This window comes from Halovenus anhuiensis (assembly GCF_037080055.1).
In the GTDB taxonomy this organism is placed as follows: Archaea; Halobacteriota; Halobacteria; order Halobacteriales; family Haloarculaceae; genus Halovenus.
Window position 1 is genome coordinate 498,974 of record NZ_JBAOJI010000001.1, and the last position, 19,341, is coordinate 518,314.

The window sequence follows — 19,341 nt, forward strand, 5'->3', positions numbered from 1 at the left end:
GTTACGTCTGCGTCGTCAGCCCGGGTGGCGGCCGATGCTCTGGAAGGCCTCGTCGAGTGAATCGAACTCGTCGAGGAGGTCGCTGAGATCCTCCCGGAGCGCGTCGGCGCGGTCGGTAAGCCGTTCGAGTTCCTCGCTCTGTTCGCGTTCCTGTGGTGGCAGTTCCGATTCCAGCAAGGCGAGTTTCGAGGTGACCTCGAAGTACTCGGAGAGTTGCTCGTCGTAGCGCTGGATTTGAAGCTGTTGTTCGATTGCAGCGACGAGATCTTCTTTCTCGACGGGCTTGCAGAGATAGTCGTCGAATGGCATCTCGACGATATCGAGGCCGGGATCAACCGCAGTGAGCATGATGACCCGGCAGTCGTAGCCCTTTTTTCGGATCTGTTCGAGCACCTCGTCGCCGGAGATATCCGGCATTCGACGGTCGAGCAAGACAATATCTACGTCGATGTCGATAGTGTCGAGGGCGTCCTCGCCGCCGTAGGCGACGCGCGTGTCGTAGTCGCTGCGCAGGCGCAGGGCATACACGTCCGCGACCTCCTCCTCGTCGTCGACGACGAGAACGGTCGCAGTCTCGCTACCCGATGGCACATTTGGTGTTCGGTACCCCCGGGGTAATAAGTCTGTGTTATCACAGACCCACCGACGGGCAAGCTTAATCAGGACTCAACATAACTATTCGATATGATCCGGCGGTCTGAGGGACAGTTATGAGCGACGACGACTGGTTCGAGAGCGCCCTCTCCGGTGACGACGAGGACGAAGAACACTCTGAGAGCGAGGAGAATCCATGGGGTGACACCGACGATACCGAACAATCTGAAGAGAGGGAGTCACCCTGGGGCGACACCGACGATACCGAACAATCCGAGAGCGAGGACTCTCCTTGGGGTGACGCCGACGACGACAAACGCTCCGACACAGCGGACTCTCCGTGGGACGACAGCGGCGACGGCGAGACCTTCGGCGGAGAGACGACCAACGGAGCAGGCGAGGACAGTCCCTTCGGGTCCGAAGCCAGTTTCGACGAAGAGATGAGCGAGGGTGATTCGTTCGACGGCAGCGGGGAGAGCGATCCCTTCGGCGACGACGGCGGTGGGTTCGGGTCAGGCAATGGGGGCGAGTTCGGCGGCGGCGAAGAGGACCTCTTCGACGACGAGGGGTTCGGCGGTCTCGGCGGCGGCGGAGACTCCGAATTCGAAGAAGAGGACTTCGAGTCCGAAATCCCGCGAATCGATCTCGGGATCGAGGGCCTCGACAATATGATCCAGGGAGGAATTCCGGAGCGACACCTGATGACCACAATCGGAAGCGCCGGGACCGGAAAGACGACTTTCGGCCTGCAGTTTCTCCACCACGGGCTCATAAACGGCGAAAATTCCGTCTTCATCACGCTCGAACAGAGCCACGAGGCGATCATCGCGACGGCCAACGAGTTCGGCTGGGACTTCGAGAGCTACGAGGAAGAGGATCGACTCGCAGTCGTCGACCTCGATCCCGTCGAGATGGCCAACAGCCTCGACAACATCCAGGCCGAACTTCCGCGATTGATCCGGGATTTCGACGCCGACCGCCTCGTACTCGACTCCGTCTCGCTGCTGGAGATGATGTACGACAATCAGGCCAAACGCCGGACCGAGGTCTTCGATTTCACTCGGTCGCTGAAGAAGGCCGGCGTGACGACGTTTCTCACCAGCGAAGCCAGCGAGAACAACGCCTACGCCTCGCGACACGGTATCATCGAGTATCTGACCGACGCCGTCTTCGTCCTGCAGTACGTCCGCGGCGAAACCCAGGAGACCCGACTGGCCGTCGAAATCCAGAAGATCCGAAACGCCAACCACTCCCGCGAGAAGAAGCCCTACGAGATGACCGACGATGGACTGTCGGTCTACCAGCAGGCCAATATCTTCTGATACTGGTGGCTGTAAGAAACTGAGGAATTTCGACCCCATGTGGAGTCGAATATCTTTACGAATTTACAGCCACCAGTATGAGCCGCGACCGGGAAATCCATACCGATCCGGCCGATAGTGGTCGTATGCGAGTACTCGCGTTCGTCTACGATTCTGCGGATCCTACCGAGCACGTCGAGTCGGTGCTGGACCGACTGGATGCCCGCGACGAAGAAGTCGACCACGTCGATATCGCGGCGGCCGAGACCGAAGCCGACGGCCAGCGCGAAGCGATGCTGACGGTCAAAAACGCCGTCGGCATCGGAACACCTCCCGACGAACTGTACGGCGAAGACGGAACGCCTGATCTCTCCGTTGGCGCGTTGATCACCGAGAAACCGACCGGTCGGCGCTCGCTACACGTCGGAGAAGAAGCACTCGACACGCTACGGAACGACGAGTAACGGAGAGAGTAGCACGATAGAGATAATTACGAGACGTCGTCGGGTACTTCGTCGTCCTCGACGGAGCGTTTCATCGAGTCCCGGCGTGCCTTGGCATCACGGCCGGTCGCTTCTTCGAGGAAGTCGTTTTTGATCGCGACGGCTTCTTCGGCGGCCTCGACGTGGCCCTCAGCGATGACCTCCTCGGCCGGTCGCTCCTCGATATCGAGCGCGAGTTTGTCCTTTTTCGAGCCATACTCGACGGTCCCGACGGTGACTTTCGAGAAGACAGGATTGTCCGGATCCTCGATGATGTACAGTTCGCCGTCTTTGTACTCCTCGGTTCCCGAGATGGATCCGAAGTAGTCCTCGATCGTGGCTTCCATATCCTCGATACGGTCTTCGAGGTACTCGCCCCGTCGCATCTTGTACTCTCGCATAGTCGTGGTTTGCGAGGGATCGGTCTTACCTCTTTCGTGCTCAGGACAGCGCGTCACTCGGTGACGTGTTCGAGCGCGCCGCGGTGACACTCCGGACAGAAATCGCCTCGCCGAAGGGAGGATTCCGCAACCGATGTGGTAAACTCACACTCCGGGCAGTGAAACTCGCCTTCGGGGACGGTGACGGCGCTGCCGGCCGGTTCGATCTCCTGCTCGTCGGGTGTGGGGTCGACCTCGGTCTCCGGTTCCCACTGGTCGTCGCCGTCGTCGGGTTCCTCGGGCCACTGACCGGGTTCGCGCTCGGGCGTCTCTTCGGCCTCCTCCTCATCGAGAATCACGCCGTCGTCGGTCTCGGGATCGGTCTCCTCGACGCCCTCCGCGGCGACATCGGCGGCCCCCGATGGCCCCGAGCCGGTGTCCTGAATCGCTGGCTCCGCTGGCTCCTCCGTCGAGTCGTCCGAATCCGAATCGTCGATCACCTCGGCGTCGTCGACCACCTCGGCGTCGTCAACCACCTCGGCGTCTCCGACAGACTCGGACACTTCCTCGACCGATTCGGCCGGTGGGTCCTCGACAGTCGGTTCGCCCCCCTCCGCCTCCTCGTCGGCGTCGAGATCCCCAGCGACGATATCCGCGGCGGTCTCCAGCGTCGTTACTTCCTTGTTCTCGGAAACAACCCGCGTCTCCCCACAGCGTGTACAGGTCTGTGTCTCACGAATCGTCGTGACGACCTCGCTTCCGTCCTCCTCGCGCTCGCGTTCGATCTCGGAGTCGCCATATGCGTGCCCGAAGACGGAACACTTGAAACTCATTGCCATGAATATCTCATCCTGCGAACCATAAGCGTACTGCTTGTGTGAGCGACAACTGCGATAATCTATAAGACCCAGCCTCGCGTACTCTGTACTGATGCGAGCGAAGGAGGAGTACCGTGACCGTGACGAGACAGAGGTTGCCGTCCTCGACGCGCTCGCCGACCGGACGGAGACTGGAACCACGGTGTTCGATCTCCGCGCGCTCGTCGACGAGGACATCGACACCCTAGAAGAGGCCCTCGCCGAGTTGAACGAGGACGGACTGATCGAGGTGACCGAAAAGAACGGGCGAACGATGATCTTTGCCAAAGACCACGCCATCGGGAACGGTACGGCACCCGACGACGGCGGGACCGATTTCTTCGAGGAGCTCCGTCGCCGGTTCCCTTTTTAGGGAACTGTTAACACGCTGTCGGCCGTATGGCTGGTATGCGCGTAGTGTCACTGCTACCCTCTGCCACAGAGATGCTCTTTACGCTCGGGATCGAACCCGTCGGGGTCTCTCACGAGTGTGATTACCCGCCCGAAGCCGCCGACCTGCCGGCGGTCAACAGCTCCCGCATCGACGCGACGGCCGACAGCGGCGAGATCGACGATCAAGTACAGCAAGCCATCGACGACGGCGGCGTCTACGAGATCGATCGGGAGACGCTGGCTGATCTCGATCCCGACGTGATCGTCTCACAGGGTATCTGTGACGTCTGTGCTGTCGAGGACACGGAGATCCGCGAGGCGGTCGCCGACCTGGGGCTGGACGCCGAGGTGATCACGAGCGACCCCCACAGCCTCGCCGACATGCTCGACGACCTGGAACGTCTCGGACGGCGACTCGACCGCGCGGAACAGGCGGCGACCGTCAGAGCCGATCTCGAAGCCCGCATCGAGGAACTGACCGCACAGACGCCGGACAGCGGGCCGCGAGTCGCCGTGCTGGACTGGCTCGATCCGATGATGGTCGCCGGCCACTGGGTCCCCGAACTGCTCGACCGTGCCGGCGCAACCTGCGGGCTGGCCGATCCCGGCGACCGCTCGCGACCCCGCGAATGGAGCGAGATCCGCGAGTACGACCCCGAGGTGTTGATCGTCGCACCCTGTGGGTTCGGACTGGGACAGACCCGCGGGAACATGACTGATCTGACCGAGCGTGAGGGGTGGGCAGAGCTCTCGGCTGTCCAGAACGACCGCGTGTACGCCGTCGACGGCCATCACTACATGAATCGGCCGGGGCCGCGGTTGGTCGACTCGCTGGCCGCGCTCGCGAGTGCGGTCCATCCGGGGACAGTCGAAGGGCCACCCGAAGCGACGGCTCACCTCTCGACGGACCGCATGCTCACAGAACAGCCACTGGACTAGTCGGCAACGTCAGACCGGACGCGAAAGCGCTGGTAGTTGCCGTGGGAGAGTTCGAGCGAGCCGATCCACCAGTTCCAGCGCTCGACGAGCCCGTACTCCGCCGGGGCGTCCTGCAGGTTCGAGACGACCGTCTCGACGGTGAGTTCGTAGCCGAGTTCCTCCTCGATCCGGCCGGAGTCGGCCATATCGCGTGCCTGTCGGGAGACGGCACGGCGAGCGCTCTCGCTTCCGCAGAACTCGGCTTCGAGTCGTTCGACGAGGCGTTCCCGGTCCACATACGACCGTTGTCCCGCTCCTTTGTTAATCTATCTGCGCGGCAAGCAAAAAATCGGGATCGTCGGTTCGAACGTTACTCTTCCTGAACGATGATCGCACCGTGCATCCCGACGCTCTGGTGCGGGGTGCAGTAGTACGGATTGTTACCGGCCGACTCGAAGGTCTTTGAGAACGTGATATCGGAGCCCTGCTGTGCAGAACCGCTGTCGAAACTCGTCGCAGCGGAGTCTGCCGAGACGACGTTGTGTGCGCCGCCGTTGCCGGTCCACTCCCAGGTGACTTCTGTTCCGGGACTGACGATGACGGCCGGCGGGTCGAATGCGAGTCCATCGCTGCCACCACCGACATCGACGGACACCGAACTCGATCCTGTCTCGTCGACTGCGCTTCCCTCGTAGAGGTTGGCGCTGTTGTCGCTCAGATACGTGTCGACTTCGCTGGGAACGTCGGCACCGCCGCTGCTACCGTTGTCACCGTTGTCGTCGTCGCTGCCGCCGCTGCTACAGCCCGCAAGTGCGACGGTCGTTGCTGTTGCACCTGCAGCCGCAAGGAACGTTCGCCTGTCTGTCTTCTTTTGCATAACAGTATATTTGTTCGTCTCTGTAAGTAAGAGTCTCCCGATATATCCCAAAATCTGGGAATAAGGAGTTTCAGCGGCTGAACGGATCATAGTCCCGCCGTTCGTGAACTGTGTGTTGTGTGGCTGAGGGGAGTAAGCCCCCTTCTGTTCGTCGGCATTCGGCTACGCACCCGGACCAGTCGCCGGGCTACCTTATCGGTCCGGGCTTGCACCAGTGAGGGTTCGCCGTTCCAGCCGTTCTCTCCCGTCGTGCGAGACTCAGAGAGTCTCGTTTGCTCACGGACAGCGCAGCGCTACGCGCCGCGACTTCGAGGTGCGGAGCACCTCGCAACGTCCGCTCGCATGTTCGAGGTCCGGGGGACCTCGCTTCCCTCGGCGGGTTAACTCCCCGTTGCTTCGTCGGCGGATGCCTTTTGCGCGGGGTTCGCACGCCTCATCGGTCGGGGAGAGGGGTCGCGTTTCTGTTCCAGAGCCGGCGGTCTCCCGCCCCGGACTTGCGCCCGGTCACCTGCCCGACTGGTGGGGGGACTTTCCTCATGTCCCTTGTCTGTGATGCCGGGACACGGAAGCCGACCTCCCTCTGCCATCTTGCTCTACGATACCGGGGACAGTAAGGCGTTCGGTCGGGAGAATCCCACCTCGGCGGCCGAGCCAAAAGGCAATTGTCAACGATGAGAACCGGACAGAAAGGTGATTACCGTCGACCCCGAACCCTGCGGCATAATTGTGAGTCAGTTCTTGAGTCTCCTTTTCACGTGGCCAGTGCTCGGTGCGTTGGTCGCGGGCCTCGGAACTGCCTCACTCGTGTACTACCTCTCGCAATACCGGGACAGACCCGGTGCGCGGTGGTTCATGCTCGCCCTCACGGGACAGGCACTGTTCTGTCTGAGTTACGCCGTCGGACTCACGGTCTTCGATCCGGCGATTCGAGAGTGGATCGAAATAGCCGGAATCATCGGACTGCACTGGATCGGCGTCCCGTTTCTCGCGTTTGCCCTCGAATACACCGGGCGCTCGAAACTCGTCCGGTCGTGGTGGTTTCGGTCGCTGTTCGCGGTACCACTGGCCGTCACGGTCTTGCTCCCGCTGAACGACTGGCACGAACTGTTCTGGACCGGATTCACGATCGAATCAGTCTACGGTGTCGCGACCGTCTCGTACGCGTTCGAGCCGCTGTTCTACGTGACAGTGCTCGGCGGGACGACGGTCGGCGGAATCGGCGCACTCGTCCTGTTCGATACCGTCTGGAGTTACGGCCCGCTGTACCGGAGTGAGGCGCTCGCGGTCGGACTGAGTTTCGGGCCGGCCGCTGCCGGGTTGTTCGCCTGGCTGCTCGGCGTCAGGCTCGGCGGCGAAGTCAATGTCCTCGTCTACGCGTTGCTCCCGCACATCGCGCTGGACGCCTACGCCTTCGTCGGCAAGGGAATGTTCGAGTTCCATCCAGCGACGAGTCGGGCAGCGGAACGGTCGGCGTTCGAGGACCTCCAGAGCCCCGTGTTTGTCCTCGACACCGACAGTCGGGTCGTCGAATCGAATTCGGCCGCGGCCGACCTATTTGGCGTCGATCCGGAAGCAGTTGCCACGAACCACATCTCCGAAATCGTCGACAGCGAGATCGATATCGAGTCGACGACACAGCGACTCACCATCCAATCCGACGGGCGTCGACGGGAGTTCAGCGTCGAGTGCGCACCACTTTCGGACTCCGATGACAACCACGTCGGCTACACGCTGCTCTTTCAGGAGATCACCGAGGAAGTCCAGCGCAAAGAGCGGCTCTCGGTGCTCAACCGCGTGCTTCGGCACAACCTCCGCAACGAGTTGACCATCGTGCAGGGCCATCTCGGCATCGCCGAAGACCGAGTGATCGACGAGCAGGGCGAACAGAGCCTGACCATTGCGACCGACGCCGTCGACAACCTGCTGAGTACGAGTGAGACGGCACGGACCGTCGAGCGGACACTCGACAGCACCGGGACCGACCGGCAAGTCGTCGACCTCGCGACGATTTTCGAGACGATCAAAGAGATTCAGGCGGAACATCCCGCCGCCACCATCTCGGTCGAAACACCCGCGGTTCGACTCCGGACGAATCCACTCATTCTCCGGTCGGTCCTCCGGCAGTTGGTCGAGAACGCGATCGAACACGGGGAAAGCGACCCGACGGTGCGGATCACTGCCAGCCAGACCGATACCGCCTTCGAGATCACCGTCGACGACGACGGTCCCGGTATTCCGGACCACGAGCTAGAGGTGATCCAGCGGGGCGAGGAGACGGCACTGGAACACGGCAGCGGACTCGGTCTCTGGCTTGTCAAGTGGGGAACGGCACGTCTCGGCGGCGGTGTCACCTTCGAGACCGAGGAGGGAAGCACGATCACGCTGTCGTTTCCCCCGTCAATCGTCGCCGAGACAGCCGAAGAAACCGAGAACGTCGTCGCCGACGGGCCACAGCGAGAGTAGTTAACAGAGTTCGCCGAGCGCGTAGACCGTGTTCTGACCGGTGATCTCGCAGGTGACGATCTCGCCGAGGTCGGCGTACTCCTCCGCACCCGGAACGGCGACCTGTCGATACGCACTGTCGTAGCCGACGAGGCTGTCCTCGGTGCCATCTTCGACCAGCAACACTTCCCGCTCGGTGCCGACCATCGACTCGTAAGCCCCGCCGACAACCTCCATCTTGAGATCGGTCATCTCCGAGGAACGGTCCTTCTTGACCTGTCCGCCCAGCCCCTTCATCTCGGCGGCGTCGGTTCCGGGCCGCTTCGAGAACCGCGTCACGTTGATCTTCTCTGGACGAGTCTCCCGGAGCAGCGCCAGCGACTGCTCGTGGTCGTGTTCGGTCTCGGACGGGAAGCCGACGATGAAGTCCGTCGACAGCGTCCACTCGTCGAGATACTCGTCGAAGGTCTCGACGACTTCGACGTACTCCGAGACGGTATGTTGGCGGCGCATGTCCCGCAGCATCTCGTCGCTGCCGGACTGGACCGGCGCGTGCAGGAAGTTGTATAGCTTGTCGTGTTCCGCGAAGACCTCCGCCAACTGTTCGCGGACACCGTGGACACCCTTCGGGTTAGCCATGCCCACGCGAACCCGGAACTCCCCGTCGATTTCCGTACAGATCCGGTCGAGCAGTTCGGGCAGCAGGCTCTCGCCCTGATTTCGGTCCCAGCCGTAGACGCCGGTGTCCTGGCCGGTAATGCGGATCTCCTTCGCGCCAGCATGGACCAGCGCGCGAGCCTTTCGGACGTTCTCCTCGACCGATGGGGAGTCGATCCGCCCAGTCGCCTGCTTCGTGATACAGTACGAGCAGTCGCTCATACAGCCCCGAGCGATTGGGAGGATGCCGACGACGCCGTCGATGACCGGTTCGGTGTCGGGCGTCGCCGTCGGGCACTCGCCGTTGCGGACATGTTCGGGCACCTCGTCCCAGTGCAGCACTTCGGCGTCGATGTCGGCGTCGCGGAACTGCTCGCCCTGGGCCAGCGCCATACAGCCCGTGATGACGAGATCCGCCGGCGTCTCTTCGTCGAGTTCCTCGGCCCGCCGGAGCATGTTGTGCTCGGTTTTCTCGACGACCGTACAGGTGTTCAGGATTGCAACGTCTGCTTCCTCCGGTCCGTCCGCAGGGTGGTGGCCGCCGTCCCGAAGCGCACGCTCGATCTGGCGGCTCTCACCCCGGTTGGAGGTACACCCATAGGTCTCGATGTGATAGCGGGCCATCTTGTCCGTATTCGGGGATGGGGAGACTAAAACACGGCGTTTCGTGCCGACGGCGCGGTCGTCTCACTCGATCGTCGGGAGTTCGTCGGCGGCCGCGAACACGTCGTTTGTCGGAAACGACTCCGTCCAGTCGTAGGACACGAACATCCCCTCGTACCGCGAGGACGGGAACTGAAACACCACGATATCCTCGAAGAGAAACATCTCGCCGACGAACTCACCACCCTCGATGACGGCGCTGAGATTTTCCGAGGCCAGTTGGCTGGCGAGATGTTCGCGATACGTCTTCTCGAACTCCTCCTCAGTGTACGTCTCTTCGAGATCGTCCCTGATGTACTCGATCTCCCAGTCTGTATTCGCGAAGGTGACGATAATTCGCAGACCACTATCGATCTCCCGAAACGTCTCGACGAACCCCGATGTCATACGTACCAATAGTTTGCAACTAATATAAACGGTCGTGTCGTCTTCGGAGCGGGCCGAGCGCTGATTCAGTTTCGTCGGCCGTTTTCGACGGTAGAGACCAGTAATAACGTAGCTAGCGAAAGACCGGAGATTGAGAGAAAGAACGGGTGAGGGTGTAGGGATCTCGAAGCCGCAGGGGCTACGACTCGCCCTCCCACGCCATGCGGCAGTCCTCGTCACAGAAGTGAGCCGCCTCGACGCTCCCGTCTTCGATCCACGTGATGACGCGGTGTTCGGTGCTGTCGAGGATTGTTTCACCGCAGGACTCACACGCTGGGGCCTCATCCGCCGAGATGTCTTCGTTGAGATCGGACGTCGGATCAACCATGTTGACTCAAGCGATGGGTTGCCCATACTTAATCTCATATATTGGAAGACGAGAGTTGGCGCGCGAGACCGGAGAAATTGGGCGAGTTTTTTACCCGCGGCCCCCTGTGAGACGAGTATGGCATCAGACGGCACGTACGCCGGGTACGGCGGACGACACGTTCCGGAACCGCTCGAAGAACCGCTCGCCCAACTCGCGGCGGGATTCGAGGAAGCGATCGAGTCCGAACAGTTCTGGGAGGAGTTTGAGTATCTGCTCGAACACTACGCCGGTCGACCGACACCGGTCTTCTACGCCGAGACGCTCTCGGAGCGGTACGGCGCGGACATCTACTTCAAACACGAAGACCTGCTCCACGGCGGCGCACACAAACTCAACAACACGCTCGGGCAGGGACTGCTTGCCAAGCAGGCCGGCAAAGAGCGGTTGATCGCCGAGACGGGTGCAGGCCAGCACGGCACCGCGACGGCGATGGTCGGCGCGCTGCTGGATCTCGACACGACCGTCTACATGGGTCGCAAGGACATCCAGCGCCAGGAGATGAACGTCTTCCGCATGCGCCTGATGGGCGCGGAAGTCAAATCGGTCACCCGCGGCAACGAAGGACTCGCCGAGGCAGTCGACGCCGCGCTCGAAGACCTCGTCGAGAACGTCGACGACACGCACTACCTCGTCGGCAGCGCAGTCGGTCCTGATCCCTTCCCACGAATGGTCCGCGAATTCCAGTCCGTGATCGGCAAGGAAGCCCGCGAGCAGATTCAGGAGCTACACGGTGATCTGCCGGACGCCTGTGTTGCCTGTGTCGGCGGCGGCTCGAACTCCATCGGCCTGTTCGATGCCTTCCGCGACGACGAAGATGTCGCACTGTACGGCGCGGAACCCGGCGGGAAAGGGCTCAACTCCGGACACCACTCCGCGCCGCTGTCGGAAAACGCCGACAGCGAGGGCGAAGTGTTCCAAGGCGCGATGACGAAAGTCATCGACGACGACACCGAGAACCACTCCATCAGCGCCGGTCTCGACTATCCGGGCGTCGGTCCGGAACACGCCGCTCTGCAGGAAACCGGACGAGCGGAGTACCGGGCGATTACCGACGAACAAGCGCTGGCCGCCTTCCGCGAACTCTCCGAGAGTGAGGGGATCATCCCGGCCTTCGAGCCGAGTCACGCCATCGCGCTGGCGATCCAACTGGCCGAAGAAGACGAGCACGACACGATCTTAGTCAATCTCTGCGGGCGCGGTGACAAGGATATGCGCTCGGCGGCCGAGCAGTTCGATCTGACGCCCTCCTCGGAGTAGACGGAAGAAAAGTTACTCCTGAATGTGACCTTCGTCGCGGAGTTGGTCGGCTTCCTGCTTGTCGTATCGCCAGGTGATGTCGGCTTTTTCGTCCTGCCAGTCCCACGGTTCGACAAGGACAACATCGTCTTCACGGATCCAGATGCGTTTTTGCATCTTGCCGGGGATGCGAGCAGTTCGTTCGACACCGTCCATGCACCTGACGCGGACGCGGTTGGCTCCGAGCATGTCGACGACGACCGCGAACACCTCTTCGTCGTCGGGCATCCGAAGGTCCTTGCGCCCCTCGTTGTCGCTCATACGTCACGATTTAGGAGGGAGACGTATAACTTCTGCGAGAATCAATCGGCGTCGAAAGTCACCGACTTTATTATCGGGTGTGGTCCATCGATAGCCATGGGACGCATCCAGGAGGCCAGCGAAGAACTCGAAAAGATGGCCGGCAGCGAGGGTAAGTACGGTATCGGTATCGTCGCGGCGGGGTTGGCTGTGATCGCGACCGACCGCCCGAAACTCGCGGGCGGACTCGGGCTGGTGATCGGAGGATTGTGCCTGCTCACCTACGGCATGATCAGCCGGTTTATGAAGTCGATGGGGATGGCCTAGTGGTGAGTAAGCAGAACCGCTCTCGTTCTCTGACGGGATTGGAAGTTTCTTTGCTCTGCACTCAGAGCTACTGCTATGCAACGACGAGCGTATCTCGGTTGTGTTCTATCAGCGGCAATTGCTGGGTGTTCTGAACTCACTGCGCAAACGGAAGATTCGGAACCCACGGCTCAGGAAGAGGGGGACTCACAACAGTCGTATACGACGGACGATGGGATTGAACTGGCCGTCGACCGCGTCGAGACGACAGACGAGGCTGTGCTCGTGCTTGACGAGGAAACCTCACTGGTCCCGAAGGGAGAATTACAGATTCTGGTTGTCGGACTCTCCGCAGACAATCCCACAGAGAGCGCAGGACAACTCCCGACACCACCACAGTTCAGCATCGAAGTAGACGGAGAAACACAAGATCCGTACCAGGTGACGTTTCGAGATGATCCAGACGGCATCGCCTCGGCAATCGCCGAACCGGTCAGCGGATCACTGTTCCCGCCGACGACGGAGCTTTCGAGTGGTAGTGAAACGACTGGCTGGCTGATATTCAGCATTCCGACCGAGTCCGCAACTGCAACGCTTCGACTGCGAGGGCCAGAGGGGAGTGTGTCGAATGAGTGGACGGTTTCCGATCAGGAGTGAGAACGGACTAGCCCTCCGGTCGGTCGGCGCGGTGTTCGCTGATCAACCGGTCGACCATCTCCGCGCTCTGCTGGCGTTCGCGCTCTTCGGCGCGCTCTTCCCAATCTGCGATCGCGTCTTCGACCTCGGATTCCCGCGCAACGGCGAGTTCGTCCACCTCCTGAACCGTCACAAGATCCGCCGGCGCGACCGGAATCTCGTGGTCAAAGAGAACCCGGTCGGCCATGTCCGACAGTTTCCCGTTGCGCAGGACAATCTGCGGGTCGATGTCGGCAAGTAGTTCGGCGGTCGACCGCCCCGCGCCGCTGGCGTCTCGCAGGAAGACCACGTCGTCCTCGGCGAGGCCGAACTGCTCGTCTGCAGTCTCGATTGCGTCGCGGGTGAACTGCTCGACGACCTTCACCGGAACCAACCCGGATTTTTTCTCCGACACGTCGGCGAAATTCGAGTGATCGAGTTTCCACAGTGCTTTCAGCCGTTCGAGTTTGCCGTCCAGTTCCTCGACGCGCTCGCGCTCGTCTTCGAGTTCCCGCTCCAGTCGGTCGTTTTCCCGCTCCAGGCGGGTAACCTCGCGGCTCTTGCGGGTCTCGCGGCGCTGTTCGCTGCGAGCCTCGTCCAGTTTCTGTTCGTACTCGTCGATACGGTCGTCTTTGCGCTGGATGGTCTCTTCGAGCGTATCGACGTGATCTTGCAGGCGCTGGACCTGCGTTTCCAGCCGGTTGATCCGCCGTTCCTCGGCGGTCAGTTCCCGCTCGACGTGTTCGGTCTCCTCGCTGTCGTCGCTGTCGTCCTCTTTGAGATCGTCGAGCACCTCCGCCAGCGGCTCCTCTCCTGCGACGACCCGTTCGATGACGGTGCCGAGATCCTGCCGCGGCGGGGTTTCGCGGGCGATTCGCTCGAACTGGGCTTTGCGGGCGTCGTAGGCCCCGAACGCGGCCGCGATGGCGTCGCGTTCGTGGTCGTTGTCGTAGCCCTCCTCGCGGGTGCGGTGCTGTTTCACGTCGACAGGGAGGTCCCGGTCTGGCACCCAGCCAGCGGCATCGAAACTCCGGCGGATCTTCTCGACAGTCTCGGGCATCGGCGTCACGTCCGCGGCGACGATCACCGGCCGACCGCGTTCGATGATCCACTCGATCACATCCGCGGTATCTGCTGTCCGAGTGCTGATCACATCCAGCACTGCGCCGTCGGTGCTGACGATGGCGACGGCCGTCGTCGTCCCGGGATCGATGCCGACGATGATCCGGTCACGGCGCTTGACGATTGGCTCGAACTCCACGCCGTCGCGGCGCTGTCGTTCGATCTCGATCCGTACGTCGCCGGATCGCTCCGTCGAGACCGGCAGGTCCTGCGGGCGGGCCTCGACGGTGAAGATGGCGTTCGAGAAGCCGCCGTACTTCTCGGTCACGTCCCGTTCGTACTCAAGGCCGGCATCGTCGAGTTCGGACTCGACTTCGCGGGCGCGTCGTTTGACCGAGCCGTGAATCCGGCGGGTGTACCGGTCTTCGCTCCAGCCACCGCCCCCGCCGGTCGATCGCCCGCGGGCGACCTTGACTTCGGTCGTGTTCGTGAAGGCGGTGACCTCCTTGCCGACGTTGGCGGCGGCGAGGCGGGCGGCGGCCTCGGCTTCTTTCATCGGCTGTTTGCCGTAGGGAACGCCGTGGCGGGAGGCAACCCGGGAGAGCGGTTCTGGCTCCGTGCCGCCGGTGACCTGCACGAGTGTCGTCTCCGGCGGGAGCGAGCCGAGAAAGTGAACGAGGGCGTCTTTGTCCTCGGCGAGTTCGTACATGTTGTCGGTCGCGACCATCGCGGGTCGCTCGTCGTCGATCCGACGGCGGAGTTTCCGGTAGCTGACCACGTCTCGCTCGATGTTGTCGCCGTCGAAGACAACGAGTGCGTAGGAGGGGGCATCGCCGCGGACATCCCCGCTCTGAATGTCGACGCCGAAGATGACCGCATCCAGGGCTGCCGTGCGATCGCTCACAGACGGCGGTAGGGCTGGCATTCGTTTGAATGTTATCCCGCGACCCGTGCGGACCAAACCGCACGATTTAGTACGCGGAGTCTCGTGGTGGCCAGTATGAACATCTCCTACGACGACAAACTGGCGGTGCTCGGCCTGGTTGCCGGGGGATATCTGTTGATCACCCTCCTCGGGACGTTCATCGGTCTCCCCTGGGCGACGGCTGCCTCCCCGCTCGTCGGCGTGGTCCAGACCGTCGGCATCCTGCTATCGATCGTCCTCGTTGCCCTCCTCGTGCTCGTCACGCAGGGATACGATCTGGAGGACATCCGCGCGCTGAACTGAGCTATCTGTCCTCGTCGATCGGCAGTTCCGGCTCGTATCCGACCGCTTCGATCACCGCGTCCAGCACCTCTTCGACGTTCTCGTCGGTTGCGACGCTCATCACGTAGTCTGCTTCGTCTGGCGGCGCACCCTCGAATCGATCCCGCTTGTTCGCGACGGTCACCACTGGCACGTCGAACCGGTCGACGATATCCGCCCGCAGTTCCAGTTGGACGTTGAGGGGATAGCCACAGTCGCCGGAGGGGTCGAGAACGACCATCACGGCGTCGCCAGCGTGTTCGAGCGCGCTGACGGCTTGCGATTCGGAATCGTTGCGCTCCTCCGGCGGCCGGTCGAGCAGCCCCGGAGTGTCGACGAGCTGGTACTTGATGCGCTTCGCTTCGACATGGCCGATCTGAATGTCCGTCGTCGTGAACGGATAGGAGGCCTCCTCGTTGCTCGCTCGCGTGACCTCGTTGACGAAGGAGGATTTACCGACGTTGGGGTAGCCGGCGACGACAATCGTCGGCTCGTCCGGGCGGATATCCGGCAGTCCGCGCAACTGCTCGCGGGCGTCGGCGACGGCCAGCAGGTCGTCTTCGATTTCCTCGACAACGTCTGCGATGCGGGCAAACGCCTGCTTGCGGAACTGCGTCGCAGTCTCCCGGTCGCCGGAGAGGCGCGGTTCGTACTCGTAGCGGATCTCGGTAGCCTTGTTGCTCGCCCAACTCAGTTCGTTGAGATGCTGCCGCAGCGCGTCGGCGTCGACGATAGCGTCCGCGAGTTCGTAGTAGAAGGGATCGAGACGGTCGAAATCCGGCCAGTCAGAGACGACGTTCTGGAGATTGTCGGAAACGATATTCGCCGCTGTCAACAGCATCGACTGCTGGGCGTCGGTGCCGTCTTTCGCCCGGCCGGCGCGGGCCGCTCGCGAGAAAGCCTTGTCGATCAGCTCCTCGCTGCGGGGCGTCGTCGGTAAACTCTCGAATGGGTGGCTCATTGTCCATCTCTACCCGGTGAGGACTGAAAAGCGCGTCTGTTCGACAAATACAGCGAGCGCGCCGAACTCCCGGGCCGATCGACGGACACTACGCATTCGGTACCGGATTCGATACTGAGGCGGTGAGTGTGAGTCGAGACCCGCACTTTTATTCAGAGTCTTGAGAACCACAGAAAGCATATATGGGTGTCACAGAGAGAGTTCGATATGTCGACAGTATCGCCGGAGGAAGCGGTGCTGTTCGCCGGGGTCGGGACCGTCGTGGTGTTTGCGTGTGTCGTATTCCTCCGAGAGAAGATCACTCTCGATCTCTCGCGTCCCCAGTTGCTACTACTGGTGACAGTTGTCTGTCCACTGGGCACCGTCGGTGTCGCTGCTGGCATCGAGTACAACGCCAACACGATCGATTATACGGTCGACCAGTGCGGGACTCACTCTGCGGAAACCAACTTCAGCGAGTTATCGCCAGCGGCCCAAGAGGTGTTTCGCTCGACGCTTCAGGCGAACGGCGAATACACGACCCAAACGCACCCCGACGACCTCGTGCTCGAACGGGATACGGGTGCGACGAATTACATCCGGTACGAATCGGAGTGTTACGCGCTGCGCGGCTCGTACCGCGGTGATTTCGGAACGGGGTTCGTGATCTGGCTGGTGTATCTGATCGGCGGTGTCGTGACGCTCGTCTTCTTCGGTGCCACCGCACTCGATTACGCACTAACCGACCGATCTGACACCGGTCGGACGGATCGCTGATCGAGACAGAGAGCCGACGAGCGAGAGACATCGTCTTCCTTCGACAGACACCTAACTAGTTGCTACCCAACAGCTGATCAGATACTAACTAGTTATGCGCAGTATTACTACGTGTCTGTACCGTATTTTAACCTATAATGAACCCCGACGGGACCGCGAATATTCTCATCGTCGACGACGAGCGACCGCTACTGGAATCGTACGCGGCAATGCTGGGAACCAGATACGATGTTGCGACGGCCGCGACCGGCGAGGACGCCCTCGAAGCGGTCGACGAGAAGACAGACGTTGTCCTGCTCGACCGACGGCTCCCGGAGTATGCCGGCCGAGACGTACTGGCCGAGATCCGCGAGCGAGAATTCGACTGTCAGGTGCTGTTCTGTTCCGCCGTCGTCCCGGACGTGGATATCCTCGCGGCCGAACTCGACGGTTACCTGCACAAGCCGGTCGGGACGGACGAACTGATCGACACGATCGAAACCCAGCTCGACGTGCGCGAGCGTTCGGAACCCGTCCAAGAGTACCTCCGGCTCGAACGGCTCAGGGCGACGCTCGACGACGCACAGTCGCAGTCACATCTGAGTGACTCCGAACGGTATCAGCAGTTGCTCGACCAGCTCGAACAGAAAGAGCAGGCGGTCGACAGTTCACAACACACTGCCTCTGCAGTGTAGTCCGACGCCGGGCAGCGGATAGTTACCGTCGGTCGGCGAGTTCCGCCCGCAGATCATCGATGTCCATATCGTGCATCGAGAGCACGACGAGCAGGTGATAGACGATATCGGCCGCCTCGTGGGCCATCTCCGCCTCGTCTTCGTCCTTGGCCGCGAGCAGAAACTCCGTCGTCTCCTCGCCCAGTTTTTCGAGCGCGGCGTTTTGCCCTTTCTCGTGAGTGAACAGCGACGCCGTGTAGGAGTCCTCCGGAAGCGTCTCCTTGCGGTCTTCGATCACGTCGAACAGTTCGTCGAGAATCTCGTCGGCGGACGCGTCGGTCATATTGCATCCTCACCGGGAATGGCCTTCAGCGCGTCGAAAGCATCGGAGTGCGATCAGGCTTCAGCCAGCACCGTCTCGAAGAAGGCCAGATCGTGAATCCGGGAGTCGTCGGTCAGTTCGGGGTGGAAGGAGAGTCCGACGACCGGCCCCTGCCGAACGGCAACGGGGTCGTCCTCGATCTCCGCGAGCACCTCGACATCCTCCCCGACACTGTCGATGACCGGCGCGCGAATGAACACCGCCGGGAAGGGTTCGTCCAATCCGGTGACCGGCAGCGGAGCCTCGAAACTGTCCCGCTGGCGGCCGAAGGCGTTGCGCTGGACCGTCACGTCGAGCAGATCCAGTGTCTCGACGCGGTCATCGTTGGCATCGGTGCTGACGAGGATCAGTCCCGCGCAGGTAGCGAGGATCGGTTTGCCGGTGTCGGCGTGGGCCCGGATCTCTTCGGCGATGCTTTCCTGGTGGACCAGCCGAGAGATTGTCGTCGATTCGCCGCCCGGCAGGAGGAGGACGTCACACTCCGGGACGATGCCGGCGTTGCGAATCTCGACCACCTCGGCGTCTTCGCCGTGGGCCTGGGCGGCCTGCTCGATTGCCTCAGCGTGTTCGCTCACGTCGCCTTGCACCGCCACGACACCTGCTCGAACCGTCATGCACAGGAATAGGGAACGAGTGAGAAAAAGCGTCTCGGTCTCTCTGGCTGGACAGGCAGAGAGACCGAACGAGCAGCGTCAGGGTTAACATGTTCGGGCGCACTACAAGTATCTATGAGTACGACCGACGACAGTCCCCAGCAGTCCGATATCTCGGTCACCAAGACCGCTGCATCGGAGGCGATCTCGCTGCTCGAAGGCGAAAGCATGGACACCGATATCGCCGGACTGCGGTTATACGTCCAGCAGGGCGGCTGTGCCGGACTCTCCTACGGCATGCGCTTCGATAACGAACCCGAGGAGGACGATACGATCTACGAACACCACGGGCTACGTGTGTTCGTCGACCCCGCCAGCATGAACTACATCGAGGGTTCGGTGCTGGATTACGAAGGCGGCCTTCAGGGCGAGGGCTTTCACGTCGAAAACCCCAACGTCGTCAGCGAATGCGGCTGCGGCGAGAGTTTCCGCACCTAACTCTCTAGCTCGAAGGCTACCTCGACCTCTGCCTGGTACTCCCGGCCGTCTACACTCGCGAGTTCGACCCCCATCTCCTCGACTTCCACCCAGTGGACCTTATCGAGGGTGTCGTGTGCCCGCTCGATAGCGTTGTCGACGGCGGCGTCGAACGATTCTGGACTCGATCCAATCAGTGTGACCTTTTTGAATACCATGAGATTCACCTGTCTGCGCACGGCCGTTGCCGTGCCCATGTGTACCATACACCAGATACACAAAGTAGATTGGGGTACGGCGGGAGAGCGATGGGCGTTCCCCACAAGGCTATGTG

26 protein-coding genes and 1 other RNA gene are annotated in these 19,341 nt (G+C 61.7%); 12 read left to right on the forward strand and 15 right to left on the reverse strand.

Annotated features, from left to right (window positions below):
• Positions 1-15: 15 nt before the first annotated feature.
• On the reverse strand, positions 16-591 hold the full coding sequence (locus V8P86_RS02530) for a response regulator transcription factor (protein WP_336325668.1): 576 nt from the start codon (positions 589-591) through the stop codon (positions 16-18).
• 119 nt (positions 592-710) lie between these two features.
• Between V8P86_RS02530 and V8P86_RS02535 the strand changes: the two genes are divergently transcribed.
• Together V8P86_RS02535 and V8P86_RS02540 are read left to right on the forward strand one after the other, a co-directional pair.
• Positions 711-1,916, forward strand: coding sequence for a KaiC domain-containing protein (locus V8P86_RS02535; RefSeq protein ID WP_336325669.1), 1,206 nt, complete (start codon positions 711-713; stop codon positions 1,914-1,916).
• A 125-nt stretch (positions 1,917-2,041) separates the two neighbouring features.
• Positions 2,042-2,359: a hypothetical protein gene (locus V8P86_RS02540; protein WP_336325670.1), complete on the forward strand. Its 318-nt coding sequence runs from the start codon at positions 2,042-2,044 to the stop codon at positions 2,357-2,359.
• A gap of 26 nt (positions 2,360-2,385) precedes the next feature.
• Here the strand turns inward: V8P86_RS02540 and V8P86_RS02545 are convergent, their stop codons facing one another.
• Complete coding sequence (locus tag V8P86_RS02545; protein ID WP_336325671.1) at positions 2,386-2,778, reverse strand: DUF5611 family protein; 393 nt, start codon at positions 2,776-2,778, stop codon at positions 2,386-2,388.
• Positions 2,779-2,831: 53 nt separating this feature from the next.
• Positions 2,832-3,590 carry a DUF7093 family protein gene (locus tag V8P86_RS02550; protein WP_336325672.1) on the reverse strand — a complete coding sequence of 253 codons (759 nt, stop codon included), beginning with the start codon at positions 3,588-3,590 and terminating at the stop codon, positions 2,832-2,834.
• 97 nt (positions 3,591-3,687) lie between these two features.
• On the opposite strand from V8P86_RS02550, the gene V8P86_RS02555 reads away from it, so the two are divergent.
• Positions 3,688-3,987, forward strand: coding sequence for a DUF6432 family protein (locus V8P86_RS02555; protein WP_336325673.1), 300 nt, complete (start codon positions 3,688-3,690; stop codon positions 3,985-3,987).
• A 35-nt stretch (positions 3,988-4,022) separates the two neighbouring features.
• Complete coding sequence (locus tag V8P86_RS02560) at positions 4,023-4,946, forward strand: cobalamin-binding protein (protein WP_336325674.1); 924 nt, start codon at positions 4,023-4,025, stop codon at positions 4,944-4,946.
• On the opposite strand, the gene V8P86_RS02565 is transcribed toward V8P86_RS02560, so the two are convergent.
• The 3 genes from V8P86_RS02565 to rnpB form a co-directional block, all read right to left on the reverse strand.
• On the reverse strand, positions 4,943-5,221 hold the full coding sequence (locus tag V8P86_RS02565; RefSeq protein WP_336325675.1) for a WNWW family protein: 279 nt from the start codon (positions 5,219-5,221) through the stop codon (positions 4,943-4,945). The two genes, V8P86_RS02560 and V8P86_RS02565, sit on opposite strands and share 4 nt — an antisense overlap.
• Before the next feature lie 74 nt (positions 5,222-5,295).
• Positions 5,296-5,802, reverse strand: coding sequence for a halocyanin domain-containing protein (locus V8P86_RS02570; RefSeq protein ID WP_336325676.1), 507 nt, complete (start codon positions 5,800-5,802; stop codon positions 5,296-5,298).
• A gap of 121 nt (positions 5,803-5,923) precedes the next feature.
• An RNA gene (gene rnpB, locus V8P86_RS02575) (RNase P RNA component) lies at positions 5,924-6,387 on the reverse strand.
• 153 nt (positions 6,388-6,540) lie between these two features.
• Between rnpB and V8P86_RS02580 the strand changes: the two genes are divergently transcribed.
• Entirely contained in the window at positions 6,541-8,265 is a 1,725-nt protein-coding gene (locus tag V8P86_RS02580) for a sensor histidine kinase (RefSeq protein WP_336325677.1), read from the forward strand.
• Here V8P86_RS02580 and V8P86_RS02585 read toward each other — a convergent pair whose 3' ends face one another.
• From V8P86_RS02585 to V8P86_RS02595, 3 genes are all read right to left on the reverse strand, one after another.
• Entirely contained in the window at positions 8,266-9,525 is a 1,260-nt protein-coding gene (locus tag V8P86_RS02585) for a tRNA (N(6)-L-threonylcarbamoyladenosine(37)-C(2))-methylthiotransferase (protein ID WP_336325678.1), read from the reverse strand.
• A gap of 63 nt (positions 9,526-9,588) precedes the next feature.
• Positions 9,589-9,951, reverse strand: coding sequence for a DUF7522 family protein (locus tag V8P86_RS02590; protein WP_336325679.1), 363 nt, complete (start codon positions 9,949-9,951; stop codon positions 9,589-9,591).
• Between the two features lie 178 nt (positions 9,952-10,129).
• The gene (locus V8P86_RS02595; protein WP_336325680.1) at positions 10,130-10,318 is read right to left on the reverse strand and encodes a DUF7576 family protein; all 189 of its coding nucleotides are present in this window, start codon (positions 10,316-10,318) and stop codon (positions 10,130-10,132) included.
• Positions 10,319-10,435: 117 nt separating this feature from the next.
• Between V8P86_RS02595 and trpB the strand changes: the two genes are divergently transcribed.
• Positions 10,436-11,617, forward strand: a complete 1,182-nt coding sequence (gene trpB / locus V8P86_RS02600; protein WP_336325681.1) for a tryptophan synthase subunit beta — start codon at positions 10,436-10,438, stop codon at positions 11,615-11,617.
• A gap of 12 nt (positions 11,618-11,629) precedes the next feature.
• Here trpB and eif1A read toward each other — a convergent pair whose 3' ends face one another.
• Positions 11,630-11,917 (reverse strand): translation initiation factor eIF-1A, encoded by a 288-nt coding sequence (gene eif1A / locus V8P86_RS02605; RefSeq protein ID WP_336325682.1) that lies wholly within the window; start codon positions 11,915-11,917, stop codon positions 11,630-11,632.
• Positions 11,918-12,013: 96 nt separating this feature from the next.
• Between eif1A and V8P86_RS02610 the strand changes: the two genes are divergently transcribed.
• Positions 12,014-12,223, forward strand: coding sequence for a DUF7470 family protein (locus V8P86_RS02610; RefSeq protein ID WP_336325683.1), 210 nt, complete (start codon positions 12,014-12,016; stop codon positions 12,221-12,223).
• A 75-nt stretch (positions 12,224-12,298) separates the two neighbouring features.
• Positions 12,299-12,859, forward strand: coding sequence for a hypothetical protein (locus V8P86_RS02615; RefSeq protein ID WP_336325684.1), 561 nt, complete (start codon positions 12,299-12,301; stop codon positions 12,857-12,859).
• A gap of 7 nt (positions 12,860-12,866) precedes the next feature.
• Here V8P86_RS02615 and V8P86_RS02620 read toward each other — a convergent pair whose 3' ends face one another.
• Positions 12,867-14,843, reverse strand: coding sequence for a DUF460 domain-containing protein (locus tag V8P86_RS02620; RefSeq protein WP_442909345.1), 1,977 nt, complete (start codon positions 14,841-14,843; stop codon positions 12,867-12,869).
• Between the two features lie 96 nt (positions 14,844-14,939).
• Between V8P86_RS02620 and V8P86_RS02625 the strand changes: the two genes are divergently transcribed.
• Positions 14,940-15,167, forward strand: coding sequence for a DUF8123 family protein (locus V8P86_RS02625; protein WP_336325686.1), 228 nt, complete (start codon positions 14,940-14,942; stop codon positions 15,165-15,167).
• A 1-nt stretch (position 15,168) separates the two neighbouring features.
• Here V8P86_RS02625 and V8P86_RS02630 read toward each other — a convergent pair whose 3' ends face one another.
• Positions 15,169-16,146 carry an NOG1 family protein gene (locus V8P86_RS02630; RefSeq protein ID WP_336325687.1) on the reverse strand — a complete coding sequence of 326 codons (978 nt, stop codon included), beginning with the start codon at positions 16,144-16,146 and terminating at the stop codon, positions 15,169-15,171.
• Between the two features lie 207 nt (positions 16,147-16,353).
• Between V8P86_RS02630 and V8P86_RS02635 the strand changes: the two genes are divergently transcribed.
• Together V8P86_RS02635 and V8P86_RS02640 are read left to right on the forward strand one after the other, a co-directional pair.
• Positions 16,354-16,902: a DUF7979 domain-containing protein gene (locus V8P86_RS02635; RefSeq protein ID WP_336325688.1), complete on the forward strand. Its 549-nt coding sequence runs from the start codon at positions 16,354-16,356 to the stop codon at positions 16,900-16,902.
• Positions 16,903-17,039: 137 nt separating this feature from the next.
• Positions 17,040-17,576 (forward strand): response regulator transcription factor, encoded by a 537-nt coding sequence (locus tag V8P86_RS02640; RefSeq protein WP_336325689.1) that lies wholly within the window; start codon positions 17,040-17,042, stop codon positions 17,574-17,576.
• Positions 17,577-17,598: 22 nt separating this feature from the next.
• Here the strand turns inward: V8P86_RS02640 and hisE are convergent, their stop codons facing one another.
• Both hisE and pdxT read right to left on the reverse strand, forming a co-directional pair.
• A complete protein-coding gene (gene hisE / locus V8P86_RS02645; protein ID WP_336325690.1) occupies positions 17,599-17,898 on the reverse strand; it encodes a phosphoribosyl-ATP diphosphatase in 300 nt (99 codons plus the stop codon).
• A 53-nt stretch (positions 17,899-17,951) separates the two neighbouring features.
• Complete coding sequence (gene pdxT / locus V8P86_RS02650) at positions 17,952-18,551, reverse strand: pyridoxal 5'-phosphate synthase glutaminase subunit PdxT (protein WP_336325691.1); 600 nt, start codon at positions 18,549-18,551, stop codon at positions 17,952-17,954.
• A gap of 114 nt (positions 18,552-18,665) precedes the next feature.
• Between pdxT and V8P86_RS02655 the strand changes: the two genes are divergently transcribed.
• Positions 18,666-19,028: a HesB/IscA family protein gene (locus tag V8P86_RS02655; protein WP_336325692.1), complete on the forward strand. Its 363-nt coding sequence runs from the start codon at positions 18,666-18,668 to the stop codon at positions 19,026-19,028.
• Here V8P86_RS02655 and V8P86_RS02660 read toward each other — a convergent pair.
• Positions 19,025-19,225, reverse strand: a complete 201-nt coding sequence (locus tag V8P86_RS02660) for a dodecin (protein WP_336326291.1) — start codon at positions 19,223-19,225, stop codon at positions 19,025-19,027. The genes V8P86_RS02655 and V8P86_RS02660 overlap by 4 nt on opposite strands.
• Between the last annotated feature and the right edge of the window lie 116 nt (positions 19,226-19,341).